Below are 24,719 nucleotides of genomic sequence, written 5' to 3' on the forward strand. Positions count from 1 at the left end.
CGATATGAATAATTTGCGCCCAGTAGGGATTATTGGTACAGGGAAATATGTGCCTGAGAAAATTTTGACAAATAGCGATCTGGAGAAAATGGTCGATACCAATGACGAGTGGATCGTCAGTCGTACAGGAATCAAAGAGCGTCACATCGCTGCACCCGAACAGGCAACTTCTGATCTGGCATATGAGGCGGCTATTAAAGCCCTTGAATCTGCAGGCATGACAGGCAGTGATCTTGATCTGATCATTGTTGCAACGATTACTCCGGATTCTTCGTTCCCATCGACAGCCTGCATTTTGCAGGACAAATTGGGTGCAAAAGGTGCTGCGGCATTTGATCTGTCGGCTGCTTGTTCCGGATTTGTATACGGTTTGGCTAGTGCTACGAGCTTCATCCAAAGCGGTATGTACAACAATGCACTTGTTATTGGAGCGGACTGCTTGTCTCGTATTACGGATTATACAGATCGTAACACATGTGTCCTCTTTGGGGACGGAGCAGGCGCGGTAGTCGTAGGTGAAGTTCCGGAAGGTCGCGGATTCAAAGCGTTCGATCTCGGTGCCGAAGGTGCTGGCGGTAGTCTTCTTCAGATGGAAGGCGGCGGTTCCCGACTGCCTGCTACTGCAGAGACCGTTGAAAATAAAAAGCATTACATCAACATGAACGGTCGTGAAGTGTTTAAGTTTGCGGTACGTGTCATGGGGACGGCTACCATTGAGGTATTACGCAAGGCTGGTATGGAGCGTACGGATGTGGATCTGTTTGTTCCTCACCAAGCGAATATTCGAATTATCCAATCTGCGATGCAACGCCTTGAACTTCCTGAAGAAAAGGTTGTAGTCAACGTGGATAAGTATGCAAACACATCGGCTGCTTCCATCCCGCTTGCTTTGGTAGAAGCAGCAGAAGAAGGTCGCATGAAAGCCGGAGATACCGTTCTGATGGTTGGATTCGGTGGCGGTTTGACATGGGGTGCATCGGTACTCGTTTGGTAAAATAGACATCTGGGAGATGAATGAGATGGGTAAAATAGCATTTGTATTTCCCGGACAGGGATCACAGGCTGTAGGCATGGCCAAGGACGCGTATGAGTCCGTGCCTGCGGCAACCGAGATTTTTCGCACAGCAGATGAAACATTGGGTTTCTCGCTGAGCACCCTTGTATTTGAAGGACCGGAGACCGAGTTGAAACAGACATCAAATACACAACCGGCTCTGTTGACAGCAAGTATTGCCTTGCTAGAAGCTTTCAAAGAAAAAGGAATTCAGCCTGACTATACGGCTGGACACAGTCTGGGAGAATACAGTGCACTGGTGGCAGCGGGCGTTCTTTCGTTTGCTGACGCAGTGAGCACTGTGCGGGCACGTGGTCAGTATATGGAACAGGCAGTACCGGGTGGACAAGGAGCGATGGCTGCTGTGTTGGGTGCAGATCGGGAAGCGCTGGGGGTGCTTTGCCGTGACGTATCTGAAAGTGGTCATGCGGTTGAACTTGCCAACATGAATTGTCCGGGACAAATCGTCATTTCTGGTGTGAAGGAGGGCGTAGCTGCTGTCGCGGAACGAGTGAAAGAAGCAGGCGGTAAACGCGCTATTGCATTGGAAGTAAGCGGTCCGTTCCACTCTTCATTGATGAGGGGTGCAGCTGATAAGCTGGCAGAGAAACTGAAAACCGTTACGTTCTCACCGGCAGCGGTCCCTGTAGTCGCTAATGTGACTGCAAGACCTGCAGAGGATGGACAGGTTCAGGATTTGTTGACAGCTCAGGTCTATTCTCCTGTATTATGGGAAGACAGTGTGACATGGCTTATTGAGCAAGGCGTGGATACGTTCATTGAGATTGGATCTGGCAGTGTATTGACCGGTTTGATTAAAAAAACAGATAAAACCGTAAAACTGTACAATGTGAACAGTCTTGAAACGCTCGAAGCAACGGCAAGTGCGTTGAAGTGATTAGCAGGGATTAGATTTGGGGAAAGGAGGAATGATTATGTCTAAACCATTAGAAGGTAAAAATGCACTCGTTACCGGGGCATCCCGGGGCATTGGACGCAGTATTGCACTGGCACTTGCAGAAGCTGGAGCGAACGTAGCTGTGAATTATGCGGGTAGCCAAGCGGCAGCTGAGGAAGTGGCGGAAGCGATTCGTGCCAAAGGAGTCAAGGCGATTACACTTCAAGCCAATGTTGGCCTGATGGATGAAGCTGAACAAATGGTCAAAGCTACACTCGAAGCATGGGGCAACGTTGATATTCTGGTGAACAATGCTGGTATTACCCGTGATAATCTGATCATGCGTATGAAAGAGGAAGAATTCGATCAGGTTATTGAAACCAATCTCAAAGGTGTGTTTAACTGCCTTAAGGCGGTTACACGTCCAATGATGAAACAACGGTCGGGAAGAATTATCAATATCTCCTCGGTTGTAGGTGTGCTCGGTAATGCTGGACAAGCGAACTATGTTGCTGCCAAAGCAGGAGTCATTGGCCTGACAAAGGCATCTGCTCGTGAACTGGCTTCTCGTGGAATCACAGTCAACTGTGTTGCACCAGGTTTCATTGAGACGGATATGACAAAAGAGTTGTCCCAAGAGCTGGTGGACGGTATGCTAAGTGGTATTCCGTTGTCCCGTCTGGGTCAGCCGGATGAAATCGCCGGTGTAGTCACGTTCCTGGCTTCACAGGCTTCATCTTATATGACAGGGCAGACGTTGCATGTCGATGGTGGCATGTACATGTAATTCTTCCCGGACTTGAACAATAGTCGGGGAACAGGCGCTGGACGATCCGAAATGCCGGAAAAAGGCCGGGTTCCCCGGCCGGGAGCCGCATATGTCTTCTATGGCATTTTGCCTGCGATTCTCGTATAATACCAAAGAAGGAGGTGAACCGGATGTCCGATGTATTGGAGCGTGTAAAACGCATCGTCGTCGACCGCTTGGGCGCAGACGAAGCTGAAGTTACACTTGAAGCATCTTTCAAAGAAGATTTGGGTGCTGATTCTTTGGATGTAGTGGAATTGGTCATGGAATTGGAAGATGAATTTGATTTGGAAATCTCTGATGAAGATGCAGAAAAAATCACGACCGTAGGTGAAGTTGTAAACTACATACAATCTCATACCTAAAGTCATTTTTAGTCCCGCACATGTTTTCGAACAGGCGGGACTTCTCATCATTCATTGGTTTTTCTCATTCCGCAAGCAGCTCTACTCAAACAGGCCTATCTTGGTTGAATAGATGTCTGTTTGCGGATATTCCCACAAAATACTTGCGTAATGCAGTCGATATAGAGGTGACTCGGTTTGAAACAAAGAGTAGTAATTACCGGAATGGGCGTAATGACATCGCTCGGAAAAGATTTGGAAACGTTCTGGGGCAGTTTAATGGCAGGAAAGTCCGGAATTTCTCAGATTGAGGCGTTTGATGTTAGTGAATACACGACACAGATTGCAGCCGAGATCAAGGATTTCAACCCGGAAGAATATATGGATCGCAAGGATGCTCGCAAAATGGACCGTTTTGTACAGTTCGCTGTGGCAGCCGGCTTCAAAGCCGTTGAAGACAGTGGTCTGAAAATTAACGAGAATATTGATGCAGAGCGTTTCGGTGTATCTATCGGATCAGGTATTGGTGGATTGGGTACGTGGGAGGACCAACATAATGCATTGTTGCAAAAAGGTCCAAAACGGGTAAGCCCATTCTTTATTCCCATGATGATCTCCAACATGGCTTCAGGCCAAATGTCCATTTCCCTTGGTGCCAAAGGTCCTAACATTAATGTTGTTACCGCTTGTGCAACAGGTACACACTCCATCGGAGATTCCTTCAAGCTGATTGCCAATGGTGATGCAGATGCCATGATCTGTGGTGGTGCGGAAGCAACAATCAGACCAACGGGTCTTGCAGGGTTCTGTGCGATGCGCGCAATGTCTACACGTAATGATGATCCTGCGAAGTCAAGCCGTCCTTTTGATACAGAACGTGATGGGTTTGTTATGGGCGAAGGCGCTGGTGTTCTGATCCTGGAATCCCTGGAGCATGCTCAAAAACGTGGTGCACGCATTTATGGTGAAGTGATCGGTTACGGTCTGACAGGTGATGCACATCACATGACAGAACCAGATCCGGACGGAGCGGCACGTTGCATGAAGATGGCACTTCGTAATGCGGGCATTGAGCCTGAAGAAGTGGACTACATTAATGCACACGGAACTTCGACACCTGTAGGCGACAGATCCGAAACGCTTGCGATCAAAAAGGCGTTTGGTGATCATGCGTACAAGCTCGCCGTGAGTTCCACTAAGTCCATGACGGGCCACATGCTTGGCGCTGCTGGTGGTGTAGAAGCGGTTATCTGCGGATTGTCACTGACACATCAGACACTGGCTCCAACGATTAACCTGGAAAATCAGGACCCGGAATGTGATCTGGATTATGTACCAAATGTTCCACGTCAAACCAAAGTTAATATTGCCATGTCCAATTCATTTGGATTCGGCGGTCACAATGCCACCATTATTCTCAAAAAATTTGAAGCATAAGGGGCTAGTTCGTTTGAGTGAAGATCTGAAGCAGTTACAACATAAACTTCAAATCAAATTTGACAACAGGCAGCTTTTAAAACAAGCGTTTACCCATGCTTCTTATGTAAACGAACACCGGTTCAGTCAGCATCAGGACAACGAGCGCCTGGAGTTTCTGGGCGATGCCGTGCTGGAACTGACTGTATCGGAGTACTTGTATCATTTGTATCCTAACCGTCCGGAAGGTGAATTAACTAAGCTGCGGGCATCCATTGTCTGTGAGCCTTCCCTCGTCAAATTTGCTGAAGCGTTGGGTTTTGGGCAGTATGTACTTCTTGGTAAAGGTGAGGAACTAACTGGAGGACGGACACGGCCGGCTCTGCTGGCAGATGTGTTTGAATCTTTCATTGGTGCATTGTATCTGGATCAGGGGCTTGCGCCTGTTCGGACATTTCTTGATCAGCATGTCTTCCCATTAATCGTATTGGGCAGCAAGCTGCAAATGAGTGATTACAAAACGGAACTGCAGGAACTTACTCAGCATCACAATATGGGAGCTTTGGAATACCGTATCGTTGAGGAACGGGGACCTGCCCATGAACGTGAGTTTGTCTCGGAGGTCCATATGGGTCAAGAAAGGCTTGGCAGAGGTACAGGACGTTCCAAAAAGGAAGCGGAACAACAGGCTGCATCTGCAGCACTTGATCGACTGAAGCTTCCGGAAGCCGGAGCTTAACCGATAGCGCATAGACAAACGAAGAGCAAAGAGCAGCCCGCGGGTCCGCCCCGGCGGAAGTAATCGGCCGGACTGCTTTTTGCTCTTTTTTTTTGTAAAGAGGTTCAGGAGAAGGTTACCTGATCGTTAACTAGATAAATGAACTTTATTTCAGTTCAATTTATTTAGGCGCTGGAATGCAATACTTGAAATTTGCAAGAGGAGGTGACGAGAAACCCTATGTTTTTAAAACGGATTGAATTGGGTGGATTCAAGTCATTCGCCGACAAAACGGAGATGGAGTTCGTTCGTGGCATTACGGCTGTTGTAGGTCCGAACGGAAGTGGAAAGAGTAATATATCGGACGGAATCCGCTGGGTTCTGGGGGAACAAAGTGCCAAGTCGCTGCGTGGTGGCAAGATGGAAGATATCATCTTTGCAGGCAGTGACGCACGGAAGGCCGTTAATTTCGGTGAAGTGTCGCTAACGCTTGATAACGAGGATCACGCACTTGCATTGGATTTCGGTGAGGTGACGGTGACTCGTCGTGTACATCGCAGCGGAGATAGTGAATATTTTATTAACAAACAATCTTGTCGTTTGAAGGATATCACGGAGTTGTTTATGGATACCGGCATCGGTAAGGAAGCCTACTCCATTATTGGACAGGGGCGAATCGAAGAGATTCTGAGTACCCGTTCAGAGGATCGTAGAGGCATCTTTGAAGAAGCTTCAGGTATCGTTAAATATAAATCCCGCAAGCGGGATGCGACGCGCAAACTGGATGAGACCGAGCAGAATTTGCTGCGGATTCATGATCTGGTGACTGAACTTGAAGATCAGATTGGACCGCTAAAGGAACAATCGGAGAAAGCGATCCACTATAAAGAACTTCGTTCACAGCTCAAATCGCAGGAAATTTCCATGTATGTGTACCAGATCGAACAGATTCATGCTTCCTGGAGTAAGGCAAATGAGCGCCTGCAATCGCTAAAACAGGAAGAGGTTGGACTCGCAGCGATTGTCTCTACCCATGATGCCAAGCTGGAAAATGATCGGAATGCGCTGCGTATCCTGGAAACAGAGACAGAGCAACTGCAAGCCGCCTTATTGCAATTCAGTGAAGCGACAGAGAAAAGTGAAGGACTTGGAGAATTGCTCAAGGAGCGCTCTCACCATCTGCAAACAAATCAGGAGCAGCTCAAAGTAACACTTTCTGCTAGTGAAGAGAGACATCGCGAACGGGAAACCGAGCTGCTTGCACTGCGTGAGAAGTTTGGCAAACTTGATCTCGAACTGAATGATGTGAGAAATCAGTTGTCCCAGGAAGAAGCCAAACTCATCGGTGTTACAGGTGGCATTAGTCAACAGCAAGAGGAAAGCCTCAAAGGCAATTTGCTGGAACTGATGAATCAGATGGCTCAGACACGCAATGAAATTCGTTATGTGGATCAGCAGAAAGAAACGCTGGAGCGCAGAATGAATCGCGCGGCTGAAGAATCAGGCAAATGGGAAGATCAGAAGGAGACACTGGAGAGTCGCAAAGCGGACATTGAGAAAAAAGTTGTTCGTTTGGGCAAAGAAATCAGTGATCTACGTGGTGGCTACATTACGGAAAGTGAACGACTCCAGTCGCTGCAGAAGCTGCTCGAAGAAAGTCGGGGTACGGTCCGTAAATGGGAACAGAAGCGTGAAGCTCAAGTTTCCCGCCGCGATACGATGAAAGAGATGCAGGATGATTTTGACGGATTCATGCTGGGTGTCAAGGAGGTTCTCAAGGCTTCGCGCAAAGGCACACTTAACGGTGTTCATGGAGCTGTAGCTGAACTCGTAAAAGTTCCCGAGAAGATCGAACTTGCGGTAGAAACAGCAATGGGAGCGTCCTTGCAACATGTAGTCATGGAAAATGAATCAGTTTCCAGACAGGCAATTGCTTTTCTGAAGCAACGCCAGTTGGGGCGTGCAACGTTCCTGCCTCTGGATGTCATTCGTCCTCGTGCCATTGGAGTGGCTGAACGTTCCATGATCGAAGGTATGGAGGGTTTTGTGGGGATCGGTGCTGATCTTGTACAATTCGAATCCAAGTACGCTTCAATCATTGGCAGTCTGTTAGGTAATGTTATTATTGCCGAAACGTTGGAGGTCGCCAATAAAATTGCGGCTCGCTGTCAGTATCGTTTCCGGGTTGTGACGCTTGAAGGTGACGTGGTCAATGCGGGTGGTTCCATGACAGGTGGTAGCCAGCACAAGAAAAATGTGAGTCTGCTCAGCCGGAAACGGCAGCTGGACCAGCTCGACCAGGATATTCTGGATACGGAAAATCAGATCGTGAAACTGCATCGCAGTGTGGATGATGTAAAAGTTCAACTGGAGCAGTGTCAGGACAAACTGGATGAACTTCGTCAGTCCGGTGATGATACCCGAAATGCAGAACAGCAGGCTTCGATGGAAATGAAACAGGTAGAGCATGAGCTTCGCCATGTGCTTGAACAGGTTGCCGTTGCCGGGCAGGAGAAGAGCGGCTTTACCGAAGAGATCAAAGAGCTGGATACGGCTCGTATCGTCGCTGTGAAGAAGCTGGAGCAGCTTGAAGAGGAAGAAAAAGCGACTCATCGTGCCATTCATGCAGCCGAGTTTGCTCGGAAAGCCAATGAATCCGCGAAGGAAGAATTGCAGAGCCAACTCACCGAATTGAAAGTGCGCGAAGGCAAGCTTGATCAGGAGCGATTCTCCAATGGAGAACAATTGCGACGTCTGGAGCGGGAAGTAGAGTCGCTGGTGAAAGATCTTCGTCAGAATCGCACGTTGCTGGCTTCGATGGAAGCAGATCTCAAGAAAACACAGACCGAGAGTGTTAAACAGATTGAAGATCTGAACCAGTATAAGCTGAAAAAAGCGGAAGCTTCTCAGGAGCTGGACTTCAAACGTGCTGCCCGAAGTGAGTTGTCGAAAAAGCTTGAGCTTGCCGAGAGCGAAACGAAGGAACAGCGCACGCAATTAAAAGCTGTGGAAGAACAGATGCGACAGACGGAAATTTCCGTGAACCGGCTGGATGTTGAGCTGGAAAATATACTGCGAAAACTGACGGATGAATACGAACTGGGCTATGAACTGGCCAAAGAGCGTTATCCTGTGCCAGAAGACGTGGAGCATACACAGGCAGAGGTACAGAAGCTGAAGCGCAGTATATCGGCCCTGGGTGATGTGAACCTGGGAGCGATTGAGGAGTTCCAGCGAGTCAATGAGCGATACGAGTTCCTGAGTGAACAGAAGAATGACCTGGTTGAAGCTAAAACAACGTTGTACCAGGTTATTCGGGAAATGGAAGACGAGATGGCGAAGCGATTCAAGATCACGTTTGATGCCATCCGCCGTGAGTTCGGTACCGTGTTTAGCAAGCTGTTTGGCGGGGGACGTGCTGACCTTGTTCTGATGGACCCGGAGCGCTTGCTTGAAACGGGAATAGATATCGTGGCTCAGCCACCAGGCAAGAAACTGCAAAACCTGCAACTGTTATCCGGTGGGGAGCGGGCTTTGACGGCGATGGCTTTATTATTTGCTATTCTGCATGTGAAACCAGTACCATTCTGCGTGTTGGATGAAGTAGAGGCAGCACTGGACGAAGCTAACGTGGTACGTTTTGCCCAGTACTTGCGTGAATTCTCCGAACAGACACAGTTTATCGTTGTTACCCATCGTAAAGGTACGATGGAAGAGGCAGATGTGCTGTACGGTGTTACAATGGAAGAGGGCGGAGTATCCAAGCTTGTTTCGGTTAAACTGGAAGATGAGGAAGCAGTAATTGCCTGATCTGATCCAAACCTGCGAGACAAACGAACTCATTGTAATCATTGAAAATCATTCAGATTGAGCATTTTTGCAGAAGCGCTTAGATTATGGACACGATGGAGGGGCTTTATGAGTTTTTTTAAAAAGCTGAGAGACAGCATTGCAAGCAAAACGGAGTCGGTCACCAAACAGTTCAAGGATGGATTGGAAAAGACACGTAAAGGGTTAGTGGAAAAAGTGTCGGATCTCGTAATCCGCCGCAAAAAAATCGATGAAGAGTTCTATGAAGAACTGGAAGAGATTTTGATCGGAGCAGATGTTGGCGTGAATACAGTCATGAATCTGATCGAAGACCTGCGCGTTGAGGTGAAAAAACGCAAAATTGAGGACGCGGCTGAGCTGCAGCCTGTATTGTCCGAGAAACTGACGGGTCTTCTTCGCGGTGAACAGAATAACGAATTGAAAATGAATCCGAATGGCATTACCGTTATTTTGTTCGTTGGCGTTAACGGTGTTGGTAAAACAACAACGATTGGCAAGTTGGCACATCGATTTAAACAACAAGGTAAAAAAGTCATCATGGCAGCTGGAGATACGTTCCGTGCCGGAGCCATCGAACAGCTGGAAGTATGGGGACAACGTGCCGGTGTCGATGTGATCAAACAGCAATCTGGTTCTGATCCAGCAGCGGTTATGTATGATGCGGTACAGGCAGCGAAACAACGGGGTGCGGATGTTCTGCTCTGTGATACAGCAGGTCGTTTGCAAAACAAATCGAACCTGATGGACGAGCTTAACAAGATCTATCGTGTCATTCAGCGTGAAATTCCGGATGCTCCGCATGAAGTACTGATGGTACTGGATGCAACAACAGGTCAAAATGCTTTAAACCAGGCTAAACTTTTCGGTGAGAAAAGCGGTGTAACTGGCCTCGTACTGACGAAACTGGATGGAACGGCCAAAGGGGGTATCGTTGTTGCGATCCGTCAGGAGTTGGATTTGCCAGTGAAGCTCGTGGGACTGGGTGAGAAGATCGATGATCTGCAACAATTTGATTCAGAGCAATTTGTGCATGCCTTGTTCGCCGGATTGATTCAGGAACAGCCAGCTGAAAGTGTCGAAGAAAAGGAAGCTAATTCCTAGACATTATTAATTGGACAAATGAATAGCGTTAACCGTATTGCCAGTGATATACGTGATAAGTGTCACGTGTAAAGTCACTGGCAATACGTGTATAATGGAGGAATAAAGCAGGCAATGTTAAAGGGTTAGAAAGGACGGTTGAAAATGGCCAATACGTATACCTATTCTCGCCGTGAAGAAGTCGCCAATGCGGTGACACATGGAATCGGCGCTGCACTCAGTGTAGCTGCACTGGTGATATTGATTGTATTTTCAAGTATGAAAGGCACGGCTTGGCATGTGGTCAGTTTCACGATCTACGGAATCACCATGCTGTTGCTCTATACAAGCTCTACACTCGTTCATGCATGGAAAGATGGAAAAGTGAAAGATTTATTTGAGATTTTCGATCATTCTTCCATTTATTTGTTTATTGCGGGATCGTACACTCCGCTTTTGTTTATTGCTGTTCGCGGTACACTTGGATGGACCCTGTTTGGTATAATCTGGGGAATCGCATTATTCGGCGTGATCTTTAAGGCGTTTTTTACGAAAAAGTTTCTATTCATGTCCACGATTTTCTATATTGCGATGGGCTGGCTCATCGTTATTGCCTGGCAACCGCTTATGGCTGCCATTCCTACAGGCGGCATTGTGCTGCTGGTTGCTGGAGGCCTGATGTATACACTGGGTACGCTCTTTTATGTATGGCGTGGATTTCCGTACCACCATGCGATTTGGCATCTCTTTGTGCTGGCAGGCAGTATTCTTCATTTCTTTATGGTACTGCTGTACCTGACACCACTTCGTTAGAACACCATAAACGGATGCATCTCCACGGACTGAGATGCATTCGTTTTTTCTTCTACAACGAGGTGGATCGCAGGGATACAGATAGAATTTGCTTGTAGTGAAAAAGGGTATAAACCGCCCGTTAAACATCGAAATAACATATCATCAGAGCTGTTTTTATTGTGACAAGTATTTTTGCTTGACAACCTGATTTGTTTTAGGTATTATTAGGAACGTTGCAAGAGTGTAAAGTGTTTTTCCTTGACGAAGGGAGTGCCCCGATGTGAGTCAAGAAAATCGGCTTGAGAAGACAAACCGGATTAACTTGCTGTTTGCTTTTTATGAATTATTACTTACCGAGAAACAGCAGACTTTTCTAAAGTATTACTTTCATGACGATTTCTCACTTGGTGAAATTGCAGCCGAGTTTGAGATCAGCCGCCAGGCGGTATACGAGCATATCAAGCGTGCCGAACAAGTGCTGGAAAATTACGAAAGCAAGCTGGGCTTGCTGGAAAAGCATGAACGGCGTAATCGCAATCTTGAAGATTTGCAAAATGCATTGGAACGCGCAGGCGTCTCCATTGATAACAACAAACAAATACACGATATCGTTGCTCAGCTTAGTGAATGAAAAATTGGCTGAGCGGAACGGATCGGTCTTGAAAACAGTATTAAAGCTTAAGGAGGTGGGATCATGGCATTTGAAGGATTAACGACCCGATTACAGAATGTGTTCAGCAAGCTGCGCGGCAAAGGCAAGGTGTCTGATGAAGATGTAGCCGAGGCTATGCGCGAGGTACGTCTGGCATTGCTCGAAGCGGATGTAAACTTCAAAGTGGTCAAGGAATTCATCGCCAAGGTGAAAGAGAAGGCTGTTGGCAAAGAAGTGATGGAGAGCTTCACGCCAGGAATGGTCATCATCGACATCGTTAACAAGGAACTAACGGATTTGATGGGTGGAAGCCAAGCAAAACTGGCTAAAGCGAACAAACCGCCTACGGTGCTGATGATGGTTGGTTTGCAGGGTGCTGGTAAAACAACCACATCGGGTAAACTGGCTAAAATGCTGCAAAAGCAAAACAGCAGACCATTGCTTGTTGCAGGAGATATTTATCGTCCGGCAGCGATCAAACAGTTGCAAGTACTTGGCGAGCAGATCAAAGCGCCGGTATTCACACTGGGAGATCAGACAAGCCCTGTTGAGATCGCACGTCAAGGTCTTCAACATGCCAAAGATAACGGTAATGACTATGTCATTATCGATACAGCTGGACGTCTGCATGTTGATGAAGAACTGATGGAAGAACTTCGCCAGATTCACAGCGTAGTGAATCCGGATGAAGTACTGCTTGTCGTAGACAGCATGACAGGTCAGGATGCGGTTAACGTAGCAGAACACTTTAACCAGCAGCTTAATCTGACCGGGGTTGTCCTGACAAAGCTGGATGGAGATACTCGTGGTGGTGCTGCGCTTTCTGTCAAAGCAGTTACGGGTTGTCCAATCAAGTTTGCTTCCCTTGGAGAGAAACTTGACGCTTTGGAGCCGTTCCACCCGGAACGTATGGCTTCACGGATCCTCGGTATGGGTGATATGTTATCTCTGATTGAGAAAGCACAATTAAACATTGATACCGATAAAGCCAAGGAAATGGAACGGAAGATGCGTAATGCAGAATTCACGTTTGAAGATTTCCTGGAGCAGATGGATCAGGTGAAAAAGCTGGGACCAATCGACCAGATCATGGATATGATTCCCGGCATGGGCAAGATGAAACAAGCCAAGGATCTGAAAGTTGATGATAAACAGATGGGCCGGATCGAAGCGATCGTTTACTCAATGACGACCGAGGAGAAACGTAATCCGGATATGATCAACCATAGCCGCCGGAAGCGTATTGCTACCGGAAGCGGAACATCTCTGGCTGAAGTAAATCGTCTGATCAAACAGTTTGATGAGATGCGCCGCATGATGAAACAGTTCTCGGATATGATGGGACCTAAAGGCGGTAAAAATAAAGCGATGAAGCAGCTTAAAGGTATGGGTAAAGGAATGAAGTTTCCTTTCCGTTGATTTAAGCAAAGCTGGATCATATACAGATTTCATTGAAGGAGGTGAATTTTCAAATGGCAGTTCGTATTCGTCTGAAACGTATGGGTGCTCACAAAGCTCCTTTCTACCGCGTAGTGGTATCGGATTCCCGTTCCCCACGTGACGGTCGTTTTATCGAGGAGATCGGTTACTACAACCCGGTTGAACAACCGGCTGTTGTTAAGATCGATGAAGATAAAGCATTGGCATGGCTTCAAAACGGTGCACAAGCATCTGACACTGTCCGCAACTTGCTTAGCAAAGCGGGCGTGATGAAGAAGTTCCACGAGTCTAAATTATCTAAATAAAGTGCTGATTCGGAGGGTCATCTATGGAAGAATTAGTAAGCATAATTGCTAAGGCTTTAGTCGATCATCCGGAAGATGTGGCGGTTCGGACGGTTGAGAAAGACCGGCTTGTCGTTTATGAGTTAACCGTTCATCCTGACGATGTCGGGAAGGTAATTGGTAAACAGGGACGAATCGCGAAATCACTTCGTACGGTCGTCACATCAGCAGCAGTTAAGATGGATAAACGGGTTACCGTTGATATCATATCTTAAAGATATACGAAAGGGGGTTAGGATGCATGTCCTAGCCCCTTTTCGTGCATGCTGAAACTAATATGTCAGACTAGATATTATAATGTATTAAATTTTGGGGTATGAGTGACTTCGGAGCAGTACAGGGGACGGAATCGATTCTGGAGAAGCGTTAGCGCTCGCCTTAAAGCTTTCTGAAAGAAAGCTACATCGGAAGCATACGCTATCACCTCATTTTCACCTTTTAAAGCAATTTTCAAAATGAGGGGGTAACAGCGATCGAAAGAACGAACCGTCGCCGGAACGGCTGTACCGAGTCGAGGTACCTGTTTAATTTGATTTAATTTTATAGGAGGATTTATGGCAGAGTTTATGAATGTAGGTAAAATCGTTAATACGCATGGAATTCGCGGTGAGGTGAGAATCATGCCTATAACCGATTTCCCAGAAGTGCGTTTCGCGAAAAATGCAGAGTTGTTTTTCTTTACACCAGATAATCATCCCGTCATAGTTAACGTGGAATCTGCACGTTTGCATAAGAATATGTATATTCTTCGTCTGAAAGAGTATGGCAATATTAATGAAGTAGAGAAGTTTAAGGGCGGCATGGCCAAAGTGTTGAAAGAGAATCTGGCTGAATTGGAGGAAGGTGAATACTACTTCCATCAAATCGTTGGGTGTTCGGTTATCACCGAAGAGGGTGAAACGCTTGGAACCATCTCTGAAATTTTGACTCCGGGTGCCAATGATGTATGGGTTGTCAAAATGCCTGCAGGTAAAGAAGTGCTGATTCCCGTTATTGATGATGTAGTACTTGATGTGGACATCGAACAGAAGCAAGTGAAGATTCACCTGATGGAAGGGCTGCTGTAACATGAAAGTGGATGTATTAACGCTATTTCCGGAGATGTTTGACGGTGTGTTCGGAGCAAGCATTCTGGGTAAAGCTCAAACGAAGGGGCTCGTATCCCTTGGTGCAACCAACTTCCGTAATTATGCGACCAATAAACATAATACAGTAGATGATGCTCCTTACGGTGGGGGTGGGGGCATGGTGCTGAAACCAGATCCGATCTTTGCTGCTGTAGAAGATGTTCTGGAGCAACGCGGAGAAGCTGCGGCATCGATGAAATCTCCACGTATCATTCTAATGTGTCCGCAAGGTGAGACGTTTACACAGAAAAAAGCAGAAGAACTTGTGCAAGAAGATCATCTGATTTTTATATGTGGACATTATGAAGGTTACGATGAGCGTATCCGCGAATTTCTCGTGACGGATGAACTATCCATTGGTGATTACGTACTCACGGGTGGGGAGTTACCTGCTATGGTTGCGATCGACAGTATCGTACGTCTTATACCCGGTGTGCTTGGCAATGAGACAAGTGCTGTGACGGATTCATTCAGTACTGGACTCCTCGAATATCCACACTACACACGTCCACCCGAGTTTAGGGGCATGAAAGTACCGGATATGCTGTTGTCGGGACATCATCTGAACATTGAGGCATGGCGCAGAGAACAGTCGTTGCTTCGTACGCTGGAGCGCAGACCGGAGATGTTGGAAAAGGCCGATTTGACGGATAAAGAACGTATTTGGTTGAAAAAGATACGCCCGAACCGTAAAGATAGCACAGAGTAAGTATATGTATCGTATAAACACGTAAATATTATTTTCCAGAGTTCGAAAAGGCCGACCTTGATACCAAAGGTTGGCTTTTTTTTGTGTACATTGAAAAGAATACTGGATTTTCATTAGTATATTTTATAAAATGTAAGTATAATAATGAAACTTAGTTTCATTAAGTGAAACGAAAGGCGGTGTATGAATGGCTTACAATATTATTGGTCTTGATCATATTCAGCTCGCGGCACCTGAAGGTTGTGAAGCGGAGGCATGTCATTTTTTCAATAACCTGTTAGGCTGGACGGAGATTCCCAAACCTGAAATTCTGAGAAAACGGGGTGGTGTATGGTTCGAGTGTGGCAGACACCAAGTGCATATTGGAGTACAAAAAGATTTTATTCCCGCCACAAAAGCTCATCCGGCATTTCATGTACAACATTTGGATCAGTTGCGTGATCATCTCATTCATAACCAAATTCATATTGTCGATGACGAAGCAAGAGCAGATGAAGGTGTAAGACGTTTCTATATAAATGATCCTTTTGGCAATCGCCTTGAGTTTTTAGAGTGGGTTTAAAATCATTCATTTAAATCGTTTAATTACGTAGGCACTTTTTTGCAGCTTTGAACTTTTTTGCATGATTCTAAATAGGGTTGTAAAAGAAAGGGATTTTCTTTATGGTGAACTCAGCTGGATTTGAATAATAAAGATAGCTGAGGAGGAAGGTTATGAATCATCAGCCTTATGAAATCGCCAGAGTAGATATTAGCCAAGCTGGAGAACGCTGCAAAATGCTTTTGGGGGATCTAAACGGGGATGGCAGACTTGAAATGTTGCTGGTACAGGCAGATGGGGGTATAGACGATCGGTATGTCCCACATCAGGTATGTTGTTTGACTGCGTTTGATCTGGAAGGAACATTACTATGGCAGGTTGGAACTCCTGATCCCGATGCAGGTGGTCCGGGTTCAGACTATCCCGCTCAGATCGCAGATTGGGATGGAGATGGAAATAATGAAGTATTGTGTGTTATGGACAAACAATTTCTCGTGTTGGATGGCCGGACCGGAGAGATCAAAGAAACACGTGATCTGCCAGGGGATGAAGCACATGACTGCATTATTCTCGCCAACCTGACGGGTAACCAGCAGAAAATGGACATTATACTGAAAGACCGCTATAGGACGTTATGGGCACTCGACCATGATTTTAATTTGTTATGGAAGTATGAAGGGAATCCGGGACATTTTCCATGGGTATATGACATCGATGGAGATGGGAAAGATGAAGTGATGGCCGGATATGACATGCTGGATCATGATGGGACGTTGTTATGGTCTTGTCATAATCTCGAGGATCATGCTGACTGTATATGGTTTGGAGACGTTGACGGTGATGGGGAAGTTGAGGTTGTTATCGGTGGCAGTGTCACGGTCATGATGGACCGCTATGGTAATGAGAAGTGGCGTTATGAAGATTCGATTGAATCACAGCATATTGCATTGGGTCATTTTTGTACTGGAATGGAAGGTTTACAGATTGCAGGCCTGGACCGGATTGTCCGAGGGGATGAGCATGGTAAGGATGGAATGTTCATGCTGGATAGCGCAGGGCAAGAAATTTGGAAAGAAAATCGCACGACTCGGGGCTGGTTAACCATTATAGAGCCTGTGTGTAACTGGGATGAGGGTGGACTCGATTATATATTGGCGTATCGCAGAGGTGGAGATGTGTTGCCTTCTTTGGTAGATGGAGATATGAAAACGGTTACTGAATTCCCGAAAGAGGGATATGCGGTGCATGCAGACCTGGTTCAGACGGGGAAAGAACAGATCATTATCTATGACGCAGAGGAAGCGGTGATGTATTCCAGCTCTCCGATGACATTATCACTTACCGATGCAAAAAGAGCCAAGCCACAGCTTAAAATGCTGTATAGCTCGACTCTGTATCCGGGCGGTGAAGTTAAAATCTAGATTTTACTGGTCATTCTCCGATGCAGATAATTCGTTCTGCGGACTGGATTAGGGTTGAAGCAAGGTCGCCAAATCAGTACCTGTCGTGACCGTCAAGCGAGGCAGCTTCATGGGATGATCTCCTGGATGCACAAATCCAGACTTTACGGTAAAGGCCATGCGATATCCATGTTGCTGTAACTTGTAGATCATCTGTGTACTGGTATAACCAAAAGGATAGGCCAGATAAGGTGTGTCTATACCGGTTTCCTTCATATGCTGGATATCATCATCCAGAAGACTGGTGTCCAGACCGACAGGAACACTGTTACCACAGCGCATAAATCCCTTGTGATGCAGGTTATAGGTATGGCTGTTAAATTCAAATACATCAGTTGCTGCCTGCATCTCTGGTTTGGAGATGAAACTGTTAATTGCGGGCTCAAATTCCGAAGGTTGATCTTGAATTTTACTGCCTATGACAAACAGCGAGGCATGAAAATTATATTTTTGAAGCACAGGGTAAGCTAATGTATAATTGTTCTGGTATCCATCATCAAAGGTAATCACAATGGATTTCTGTGGCAGGGAAATCTTCCCGCTAACATATTGCTCAAGCTGATCCAGTGTAATCGTGCGGTAGCCTTCATCATGCAGGTATTTCATATTTTGCTCAAAATCCTCCAGATTAATGATGGATTTATTATCTGTCTCGTGATTATTCAATTTAGGCTCTATGTAATGATACATCAGTACAGGTACTTCTGTAGCAGTACCTTGTTCAATCCTGAAGGTAGAACGATCCAGCGCAGATTGGTTAGAGAAGTCAGTGTGTGACAGCTCGAATGCTTTGCGTTTGACTATGTCCCAGGATGTGCAGGCTTTGTGTGACAGTGCATTCGTTGGGTGAGTTACGGCATATGAATATAGTGTAATGGAGCATGTGAGCATGGCGAGTAGGACAAGTGTGATCTTTTTCCAATATTTCATAAGTCTGGGTATTCTCCTTTTAAAGTGGTCAATAAGTTATATCATAGACGATATTACTACACTGGAAGTTACAGTTTTTTTTCCTGTATCAGGTTGACTTGCAGATGAGAGCGTTGATTCACTATCCATATGGGAGAATGTATTTTAGAATGAAGTTAACATGTGATGGATGAGTTTCAGAGTGGCAGATTGAACAATAGGCATTTGTTTAAATTCTCTTGTGTTTTGATATGCTGCGTGATACAATAAGTCTGTTATGTGGAATACGGCGGTCCTCTATGGATGATGAAGGAGACAAGGTGATCTCTGGAAGAAGTATGAACGCCTGTATGGAAGGAGGGAGTCATAGATGAATATCGTTCAAGCGATTACACAAGAACAACTTCGCAAGGATCTTCCGAGTTTTCGTCCTGGTGACACTTTGAAAGTGCACGTTAAGGTAATCGAGGGAACTCGCGAACGTATCCAATTGTTCGAAGGTGTTGTGATTAAACGCCGTGGTGGTGGAATCAGTGAGACTTTTACAGTTCGTAAAATTTCTTACGGTGTAGGTGTGGAAAGAGCTTTCCCGCTTCATTCCCCTAAAATCGATAGAATCGAAGTGGCTCGCCGTGGTAAAGTTCGTCGTGCGAAGCTTTATTATCTTCGTGAACTACGCGGTAAAGCAGCGAGAATTAAAGAAATTCGTTAATATAACGGATACCGGGAAGGGCTTGGAGACAAGCCCTTTTCGTTTTTGTCCGGGAAAAGTTGAACCGGAGGTACACTTCCGAGTAAAATGGTATGGCAACACATGCGGTGAATAGTCCGGGAGGCTTGTAAAGTCAGTTATTGAAGTGCGTGTTCAAAAGACCGGTTTCAGTACCGACTTTTTGAACAACCTCTTGAAGGCATTTGAATTGTGGATTAAATGTACTGTAATGCTTGGTGAAAGATTACATAACTGATGTGAATGTTTTGTATCCATCCATTGAGTTATTGGAACGATACAGAATGCTGGATGTGTGTACTGCTATAAACATGTACTGTGAAGAGAGGAAGATCTTGAATGGAACAAGAAGTTCAACATGACCAGGGCAATCCTGCCGAAGAGAAAAATAGTCGATCCAAAAAAGCCAAAAATGAAATTGTTGAATGGCTTAAAGCTATTGTTATCGCATTAGTTCTTGTCATTCTCATTCGGTGGTTGCTCTTCAAACCGTTTGTTGTGGACGGTCCGTCCATGCAGCCGAACTTTGAAACGGGTGAACGTGTGATTGTCAACGAAATCTTATATGATATCAGAGAACCGAAGCGCGGTGAAGTTATCGTCTTCCACGTACCATCCGAAGGTCGAGATTTCATTAAACGTGTTATTGCTGTAGAAGGTGATACCGTTGAGGTTCAAGACGATACCGTGATGGTTAACGGTAAAAAGGTTGATGAAACGTATATTCAAGGAGCCATTGATGCAGCTGAAGCAAATGGTGGAACCTATAACGTGAAGGATTTCCCGAATGAACAGTTCCCTGATGGCAAAGTGCCGGCAGGTCATGTGTTTGTCATGGGAGATAACCGTCCAAATAGTACAGACAGCCGTATGATCGGTTATGTTTCGTTAAAAGATATTATTGGTCGTGCAGATGTGATTTTCTGGCCGATCGGTGAGATCAAGTGGATCAACCACTGAAATTGAAGTAAATAATGAGGTGAAGACAAGTTGACGATACAATGGTTTCCAGGTCATATGACTCGAGCCAGACGCCAGATTCAGGATAAGTTAAAGCTCATCGACGTGGTCATCGAACTATTGGATGCCCGTCTGCCTGTCTCCAGCCGTAATCCAATGATTGACGAAATATTGCTGGATAAACCCCGGATGATTTTGTTGAACAAATCGGATTTGGCAGATGCAAAAGTGACGCAAGAATGGATTGAATATTTCAAAAAAGAAGGAATTACCGCTTTTCCTGTAGATGCTTCGACGGGAACCAATGTTAAAGATATTCCCGTGCAGGCCAAGCTTCTTCTTAAAGAAAAAATTGATCGTCAAATTGCCAAAGGGATTAATCCTCGTGCGGTTCGCGGGTTGATCGTAGGGATTCCCAATGTAGGTAAATCAACACTGATTAACCGACTGGCTGGACGGAGTATTGCGTTAACAGGAGATCGTCCTGGTGTGACGAAGGGGCAACAGTGGATCAAAGTAGGCAAAGAAATGGAGTTATTGGATACTCCGGGTATTCTTTGGCCTAAGTTCGAAGATCAAAATGTAGGTTATCGTCTTGCCGTAACAGGTGCAATCAAAGAGGAAATTTTGAATGCAGAGGATATCGCCTTTTTTGGGATCAGTTACCTGATGCGTTATTACTGGGACGCTCTTGAAGAGAGATACGGACTTCAGGAGTTCTCCAAGGATGCAGATGATTCAGACAGTGTTATTGCGATTATGGAACAAGTCGGCCGTATCCGTGGATGTGTTGTAAGCGGTGGACGCATTGATCTGGAAAAGGCATCACGAGCATTTCTGCGTGAACTGCGAGCGGGTAAAATGGGACGTTTTTCTATGGAAGCTCCCTATTAAAAAAATGGACTCTACACGATGAAGATCATTATCTTCATTTGTTCATTTTATATATACAAGTGCCGAAAGAAGCGGCCGTTACCGGATTACCGGGAGCGGTCGTTTTTTTATGTATATAAACGCGGAAGAAGAGCTGGAACATACATCGAAAACGATAAAATGGAAGAGGATTGAAGAACAGTACGCTTTATGGAATTGGCTGACCTATATATCAGGTGCATCTAAATCGTGCTATGATGAATGGTGGTGCAATTTAAATTAGACGAGGTCTGATATATTCAATTTAAACCATCAAATACCGATAAATGAAGACATAACTATCTTTATTATTGTAAACCTCAAGGAAAAGTTTGCTGAGAGAGACAGGTTGTACAGAACAAAAGACAGAGGATCTACGTCTATATTATAAAAAAAAGTTGTAAGTGATACGCATGCTGAAAAAGCGTGGGTAGAGGAGATGAGTATTATGTTTGAAAAGAATGAAGAGATCGGGTTGAATCTACTGGATACCCCGATTGGACCAAAGAAGAAAAAAGAAGCCAGTGAACCTCGAGACCTGTTGCTCTACGAGCGGGAGTATTGGGACAGTGGATTTGAACGTATTGCTGGCATTGATGAGGTAGGACGGGGCTGTTTGTTTGGGGATGTTGTTGCAGCGGCGGTTATTTTACCGAAGGATCTTATCCTGGAAGGTGTGAATGACTCCAAGAAATTAACGGAGAAAAAACGAGATGCATTATATGACATCATTATGGAAAAAGCGCTGGCGGTAGGTATCGGGTACGCGGATGCAGAGACAATTGATCGGCTTAACATCAAGCAGGCTGCGAGACTTGCGATGAAACGAGCTGTTGAAGCATTGGGAGAAACTCCTGATTATATGCTGGTGGATGCCGAGAAGGTGGATGTAAATGTACCTCAACTATCCATCATTAAAGGTGACGCTAATAGTCAATCGATCGCAGCGGCATCTATTATTGCCAAGGTAACGCGAGATCGGCTGTGTAAGGAAGAATGGGATACGTTATATCCGGAATATGGTTTGTCGATACATAAAGGATATGCAACAAAAGTTCATCGGGAGCAAATTATGGCATTGGGGGCAACCCCGATGCATCGGCGCAGTTTTTTGGGCAACCTGCTTGGAGAGCAACAATCGTTGTTTTAACACAGGTTTGAAGAAAGGAGGGGGAGAGATTTGAATATCGGTTCCATGATAAAGGGATTAATGGGAGATAGTAAGCCCGGCAATGCCAAACCGCTTGAATTAAAGGAAGGTCAGGTGGTTCGTGGCTCCGTCGTTAGTGTATCCGATGATGGAGGAGAAGCAGTTCTGCAGATTCAAGGTGTGCAAGTGCGCGCCAAGTTGGAGACTCCACTCCGTCCGGGTGAGACCACGTTGCTTCAAGTGCAGCCTCCAGGTGAAAATGGCATAACGGTAATGAAACCTATGACGGGTACACTTGCTGAGCTGCCACAAGCTTCGCTGAACAACCTGCTTAAGGATGTCGGACTGCCGGATACAAAAGGGAACCGGGAACTGTTACTTGCCATGCAGCGTAGCGGATTGCCGCTAACGAAGGATAATGTGGCTATGGTCCAGAATATGATGACTGCCAAACCCGCACAGGTTCCTGTGGAAGAATGGGTGCAGGCGACGGGGATTGCTTTTCAGCGTGGTCTTCCGGTTACGGCGGAAACGGTAAAAGGACTACACCAGACGGTGTTTGGCCCCCCTCTGCACCAGTTGTTAAGTGGGTTGGCTGACCAGTTGGAAACGATGCTTACTCAAACAACAGGTAAACCGGTATTGCTTGGAGAACAATCTGCTGCGATGAAACCAGCAGTCATGGCTGGTACACCTGTTGTGTCGAATGCATCACAAACGGAAGAAGGATTGGTTGCATCAAGCAATGGTCGTCAGGTGACTGGAACCGGAACGCCTGCTTTGTCGACGCAACAAGGACAAGCGGCATTGGCAGGATCTATATCCATGACGGATGGCGGGGCAGAGGATGCAGGTACTGCGGTGAAAGGAAACCTGCAGACTGGCGCAGGGGCAGGAAATGCTGAAGCCGGGGCAAAGGCAGTTGCCAGCAGCGTTGAAACGGCTGGCAAAGGGGGCGCAGGTATTCCGTCTGGAACCGGAATACCTGGGGAGAGCCCGCGCGGAGCTGACGCGGGCCAAGTCGGGAGCCGCCCAGGTACACCGGGGGCGGCAGCTGAATCTGTGGCTGGCCGTGTAATTACAGGCCAGCCTGAAACGCCTGCTGCTGCGGGGACGCCGTCCGCAGCAGGCCAGGCGGCGCCAGCAGCGCCTACGGCAGCGCAGCTGGCGCCCAAGCTGCTGGCGCTCCTGGACGCCTTGCGCAGCGCGTCCACTGCCGCACCGGCACAGCCTGGTGCGGCAGCACAGGCCGCCCCTGCATCGCAGGGCGGCCAGGCGGCTGCGGCTGCCGGAGGCGTGCCGCAGCCGTTGCCAGCCGGCGCTGATGCGCCGCCGGCTGGCGGTAATGCCGCAGCACCTGCGGGAGCTGCGGCAGTGCACGCGCCTGTCACCCACGAGGGGGACCCGTGGGTGGGGCGCGTGCTGAAGCTGCTCGGTGCGGAGCACGAGCAGCAGGCCGTTCACGGCGCGGCAGCGCAGCCGCGCGTGGGGGATGCGGCGAGTCCGGCGAATGCGGACACGCTGAAGGGCTTGCTGCTGCAGCTTGCCAGCAGCGAAGGTGCACCGGCGGCGCTTAAGGATGCCGCCGGACAGGCCGTGCAGTATCTGACAGGTCAGCAGTTATTGCTGACGACAGATCGCAGTGCTACCTTTGCACAGATGCACTGGTTTATTCCGATCACTGGACCGGACGGGGAAGAAACGGCGTCTGTTCAGATTCAATCACGTCGTGGACCTCGTGGAGAGCTGGATGCGTCCAACTGCCGTCTATGGTTTGATCTGGACATGAAAAGTCTTGGGCCTACTCTGGTAGATGTCCATGTGGTTAATAACATTGTCAGTCTGCGTGTATTGAATGATCGCGAAGGAATGGGACCGCTCCTGGAGAGCGGACGAGAGGTCATCCATCAGGCATTGGACAAGCTGGGCTATCAACTGCTGACCTTCAAGGCGGAACCGTGGCCTGCGGGCCAGGAGCCGGGCGCGGAGAGGAAAATGACGGCCTCGGATTATAGTCCTGAACGTTACAAAGGGGTGGACTTGAAGGTATGAAAGACGAGTCGTCACAACCGGACCTGCTCTCCAAAAAGGCGGTTGCCCTAAAATATGTTCCTGGAGAGAGTGAAGCACCTGTTGTTATAGCTAAGGGGCGCGGTAAAGTGGCAGAAGCCATTCTGGATAAAGCCAGAGAAAACGGCGTGGCAGTTCAGGAGGATGCAGCACTTGTGGAGGTACTCTCCAAGTTGGATCTGGATGAACAGATTCCGGCAGAACTGTATCAACTGGTCGCAGAGGTGCTAACGTACGTCTATCGTGCAGATCGAATGGCCTCAGGACGTGAGGAAAATGAGTCATGGTAGACCGTAGATTGGGTCAGGAGCCAGGATTAAAGCTCACACGACAGCAGAAAGGCCGATTAGGTGAAGAGGCTGCCTGTCAATGGTTGCGAGAGAACGATTATCGGATCATTAGACAGAACTGGCGTTGCCGTAGCGGTGAGATTGACATCATTGCTTCCTGCGAGGGTCTGATTGTCTTTGTAGAAGTAAGAAGCAGAAGTGGAGCCGCTCAGTACGGTACACCTCAGGAATCGGTTGATATGCGTAAAATGCAGCAGGTGCGTTCAACCGCATCCGTTTATTTGCAAATGACGGGAGAGACGGAACTTCAGATCCGTTTTGATGTAATTGCCGTAATGCTTGATCAAGCAGGAAAACCTGTCTCTGTGAATCATATTGTTAATGCTTTTTAAGAATTACACTCCAAGTTGTTATTGTTGTATTAATTGATACGAAATGTATCTTTTTAATGTGTGTTGGTCAGTGATTTCGAAGTACAAGT

The 24,719-nt window shown here is 46.8% G+C and carries 25 protein-coding genes; 24 read left to right on the forward strand and 1 reads right to left on the reverse strand.

What is annotated here, in order from left to right:
• Window positions 1-4 precede the first annotated feature (4 nt).
• The 17 genes from F0220_RS11020 to F0220_RS11100 all read left to right on the forward strand — a co-directional run bounded on the left by F0220_RS11020 (window position 5) and on the right by F0220_RS11100 (window position 17,178).
• Window positions 5-994, forward strand: coding sequence for a beta-ketoacyl-ACP synthase III (locus F0220_RS11020; RefSeq protein ID WP_149846514.1), 990 nt, complete (start codon window positions 5-7; stop codon window positions 992-994).
• Between the two features lie 25 nt (window positions 995-1,019).
• Complete coding sequence (fabD, locus tag F0220_RS11025; protein WP_149846515.1) at window positions 1,020-1,952, forward strand: ACP S-malonyltransferase; 933 nt, start codon at window positions 1,020-1,022, stop codon at window positions 1,950-1,952.
• 37 nt (window positions 1,953-1,989) lie between these two features.
• Window positions 1,990-2,739 carry a 3-oxoacyl-[acyl-carrier-protein] reductase gene (gene fabG, locus F0220_RS11030; RefSeq protein ID WP_017689228.1) on the forward strand — a complete coding sequence of 250 codons (750 nt, stop codon included), beginning with the start codon at window positions 1,990-1,992 and terminating at the stop codon, window positions 2,737-2,739.
• A gap of 152 nt (window positions 2,740-2,891) precedes the next feature.
• Window positions 2,892-3,125, forward strand: a complete 234-nt coding sequence (acpP, locus tag F0220_RS11035; RefSeq protein ID WP_024630176.1) for an acyl carrier protein — start codon at window positions 2,892-2,894, stop codon at window positions 3,123-3,125.
• Window positions 3,126-3,302: 177 nt separating this feature from the next.
• Window positions 3,303-4,541: a beta-ketoacyl-ACP synthase II gene (gene fabF, locus F0220_RS11040; protein WP_062833763.1), complete on the forward strand. Its 1,239-nt coding sequence runs from the start codon at window positions 3,303-3,305 to the stop codon at window positions 4,539-4,541.
• A 13-nt stretch (window positions 4,542-4,554) separates the two neighbouring features.
• Entirely contained in the window at window positions 4,555-5,259 is a 705-nt protein-coding gene (gene rnc, locus F0220_RS11045) for a ribonuclease III (protein WP_036670338.1), read from the forward strand.
• Between the two features lie 219 nt (window positions 5,260-5,478).
• Window positions 5,479-9,048, forward strand: a complete 3,570-nt coding sequence (gene smc, locus F0220_RS11050) for a chromosome segregation protein SMC (RefSeq protein ID WP_149846516.1) — start codon at window positions 5,479-5,481, stop codon at window positions 9,046-9,048.
• A 108-nt stretch (window positions 9,049-9,156) separates the two neighbouring features.
• Window positions 9,157-10,170 (forward strand): signal recognition particle-docking protein FtsY, encoded by a 1,014-nt coding sequence (ftsY, locus tag F0220_RS11055; protein ID WP_149846517.1) that lies wholly within the window; start codon window positions 9,157-9,159, stop codon window positions 10,168-10,170.
• A gap of 144 nt (window positions 10,171-10,314) precedes the next feature.
• Window positions 10,315-10,962 carry a PAQR family membrane homeostasis protein TrhA gene (gene trhA, locus F0220_RS11060; RefSeq protein ID WP_017689222.1) on the forward strand — a complete coding sequence of 216 codons (648 nt, stop codon included), beginning with the start codon at window positions 10,315-10,317 and terminating at the stop codon, window positions 10,960-10,962.
• A gap of 262 nt (window positions 10,963-11,224) precedes the next feature.
• Entirely contained in the window at window positions 11,225-11,575 is a 351-nt protein-coding gene (gene ylxM, locus F0220_RS11065) for a YlxM family DNA-binding protein (RefSeq protein ID WP_017689221.1), read from the forward strand.
• A 63-nt stretch (window positions 11,576-11,638) separates the two neighbouring features.
• Window positions 11,639-13,015 carry a signal recognition particle protein gene (gene ffh / locus F0220_RS11070; protein ID WP_062833767.1) on the forward strand — a complete coding sequence of 459 codons (1,377 nt, stop codon included), beginning with the start codon at window positions 11,639-11,641 and terminating at the stop codon, window positions 13,013-13,015.
• Window positions 13,016-13,068: 53 nt separating this feature from the next.
• Window positions 13,069-13,341: a 30S ribosomal protein S16 gene (gene rpsP, locus F0220_RS11075; protein WP_017689219.1), complete on the forward strand. Its 273-nt coding sequence runs from the start codon at window positions 13,069-13,071 to the stop codon at window positions 13,339-13,341.
• A gap of 23 nt (window positions 13,342-13,364) precedes the next feature.
• Entirely contained in the window at window positions 13,365-13,595 is a 231-nt protein-coding gene (locus tag F0220_RS11080) for a KH domain-containing protein (RefSeq protein ID WP_024630185.1), read from the forward strand.
• Between the two features lie 339 nt (window positions 13,596-13,934).
• Window positions 13,935-14,447, forward strand: coding sequence for a ribosome maturation factor RimM (rimM, locus tag F0220_RS11085; RefSeq protein WP_105598194.1), 513 nt, complete (start codon window positions 13,935-13,937; stop codon window positions 14,445-14,447).
• A gap of 1 nt (window position 14,448) precedes the next feature.
• Window positions 14,449-15,216 (forward strand): tRNA (guanosine(37)-N1)-methyltransferase TrmD, encoded by a 768-nt coding sequence (gene trmD, locus F0220_RS11090; RefSeq protein ID WP_091017334.1) that lies wholly within the window; start codon window positions 14,449-14,451, stop codon window positions 15,214-15,216.
• 187 nt (window positions 15,217-15,403) lie between these two features.
• Window positions 15,404-15,778, forward strand: coding sequence for a VOC family protein (locus F0220_RS11095; protein WP_105598195.1), 375 nt, complete (start codon window positions 15,404-15,406; stop codon window positions 15,776-15,778).
• A 152-nt stretch (window positions 15,779-15,930) separates the two neighbouring features.
• Window positions 15,931-17,178 carry a rhamnogalacturonan lyase family protein gene (locus F0220_RS11100; RefSeq protein WP_149846518.1) on the forward strand — a complete coding sequence of 416 codons (1,248 nt, stop codon included), beginning with the start codon at window positions 15,931-15,933 and terminating at the stop codon, window positions 17,176-17,178.
• 48 nt (window positions 17,179-17,226) lie between these two features.
• Here F0220_RS11100 and F0220_RS11105 read toward each other — a convergent pair whose 3' ends face one another.
• Window positions 17,227-18,147, reverse strand: coding sequence for a polysaccharide deacetylase family protein (locus F0220_RS11105; protein WP_105598197.1), 921 nt, complete (start codon window positions 18,145-18,147; stop codon window positions 17,227-17,229).
• Between the two features lie 349 nt (window positions 18,148-18,496).
• On the opposite strand from F0220_RS11105, the gene rplS reads away from it, so the two are divergent.
• The 7 genes from rplS to F0220_RS11140 all read left to right on the forward strand — a co-directional run bounded on the left by rplS (window position 18,497) and on the right by F0220_RS11140 (window position 24,630).
• A complete protein-coding gene (gene rplS, locus F0220_RS11110) occupies window positions 18,497-18,838 on the forward strand; it encodes a 50S ribosomal protein L19 (protein ID WP_017689212.1) in 342 nt (113 codons plus the stop codon).
• 357 nt (window positions 18,839-19,195) lie between these two features.
• Window positions 19,196-19,816: a signal peptidase I gene (lepB, locus tag F0220_RS11115; RefSeq protein WP_047842465.1), complete on the forward strand. Its 621-nt coding sequence runs from the start codon at window positions 19,196-19,198 to the stop codon at window positions 19,814-19,816.
• Between the two features lie 30 nt (window positions 19,817-19,846).
• On the forward strand, window positions 19,847-20,710 hold the full coding sequence (ylqF, locus tag F0220_RS11120) for a ribosome biogenesis GTPase YlqF (protein ID WP_036670353.1): 864 nt from the start codon (window positions 19,847-19,849) through the stop codon (window positions 20,708-20,710).
• Between the two features lie 466 nt (window positions 20,711-21,176).
• Window positions 21,177-21,878 (forward strand): ribonuclease HII, encoded by a 702-nt coding sequence (locus tag F0220_RS11125; RefSeq protein ID WP_105598198.1) that lies wholly within the window; start codon window positions 21,177-21,179, stop codon window positions 21,876-21,878.
• 45 nt (window positions 21,879-21,923) lie between these two features.
• Window positions 21,924-23,930, forward strand: a complete 2,007-nt coding sequence (locus F0220_RS11130) for a hypothetical protein (RefSeq protein ID WP_223199912.1) — start codon at window positions 21,924-21,926, stop codon at window positions 23,928-23,930.
• The gene (locus F0220_RS11135) at window positions 23,927-24,238 is read left to right on the forward strand and encodes an EscU/YscU/HrcU family type III secretion system export apparatus switch protein (RefSeq protein WP_091017323.1); all 312 of its coding nucleotides are present in this window, start codon (window positions 23,927-23,929) and stop codon (window positions 24,236-24,238) included. Before F0220_RS11130 ends, F0220_RS11135 begins: the two co-directional genes overlap by 4 nt.
• Entirely contained in the window at window positions 24,232-24,630 is a 399-nt protein-coding gene (locus tag F0220_RS11140; protein ID WP_091017321.1) for a YraN family protein, read from the forward strand. Before F0220_RS11135 ends, F0220_RS11140 begins: the two co-directional genes overlap by 7 nt.
• The last annotated feature ends 89 nt before the right edge of the window (window positions 24,631-24,719 follow it).

Source organism: Paenibacillus sp. 37, assembly GCF_008386395.1.
Classification (GTDB): domain Bacteria; phylum Bacillota; class Bacilli; order Paenibacillales; family Paenibacillaceae; genus Paenibacillus; species Paenibacillus amylolyticus_B.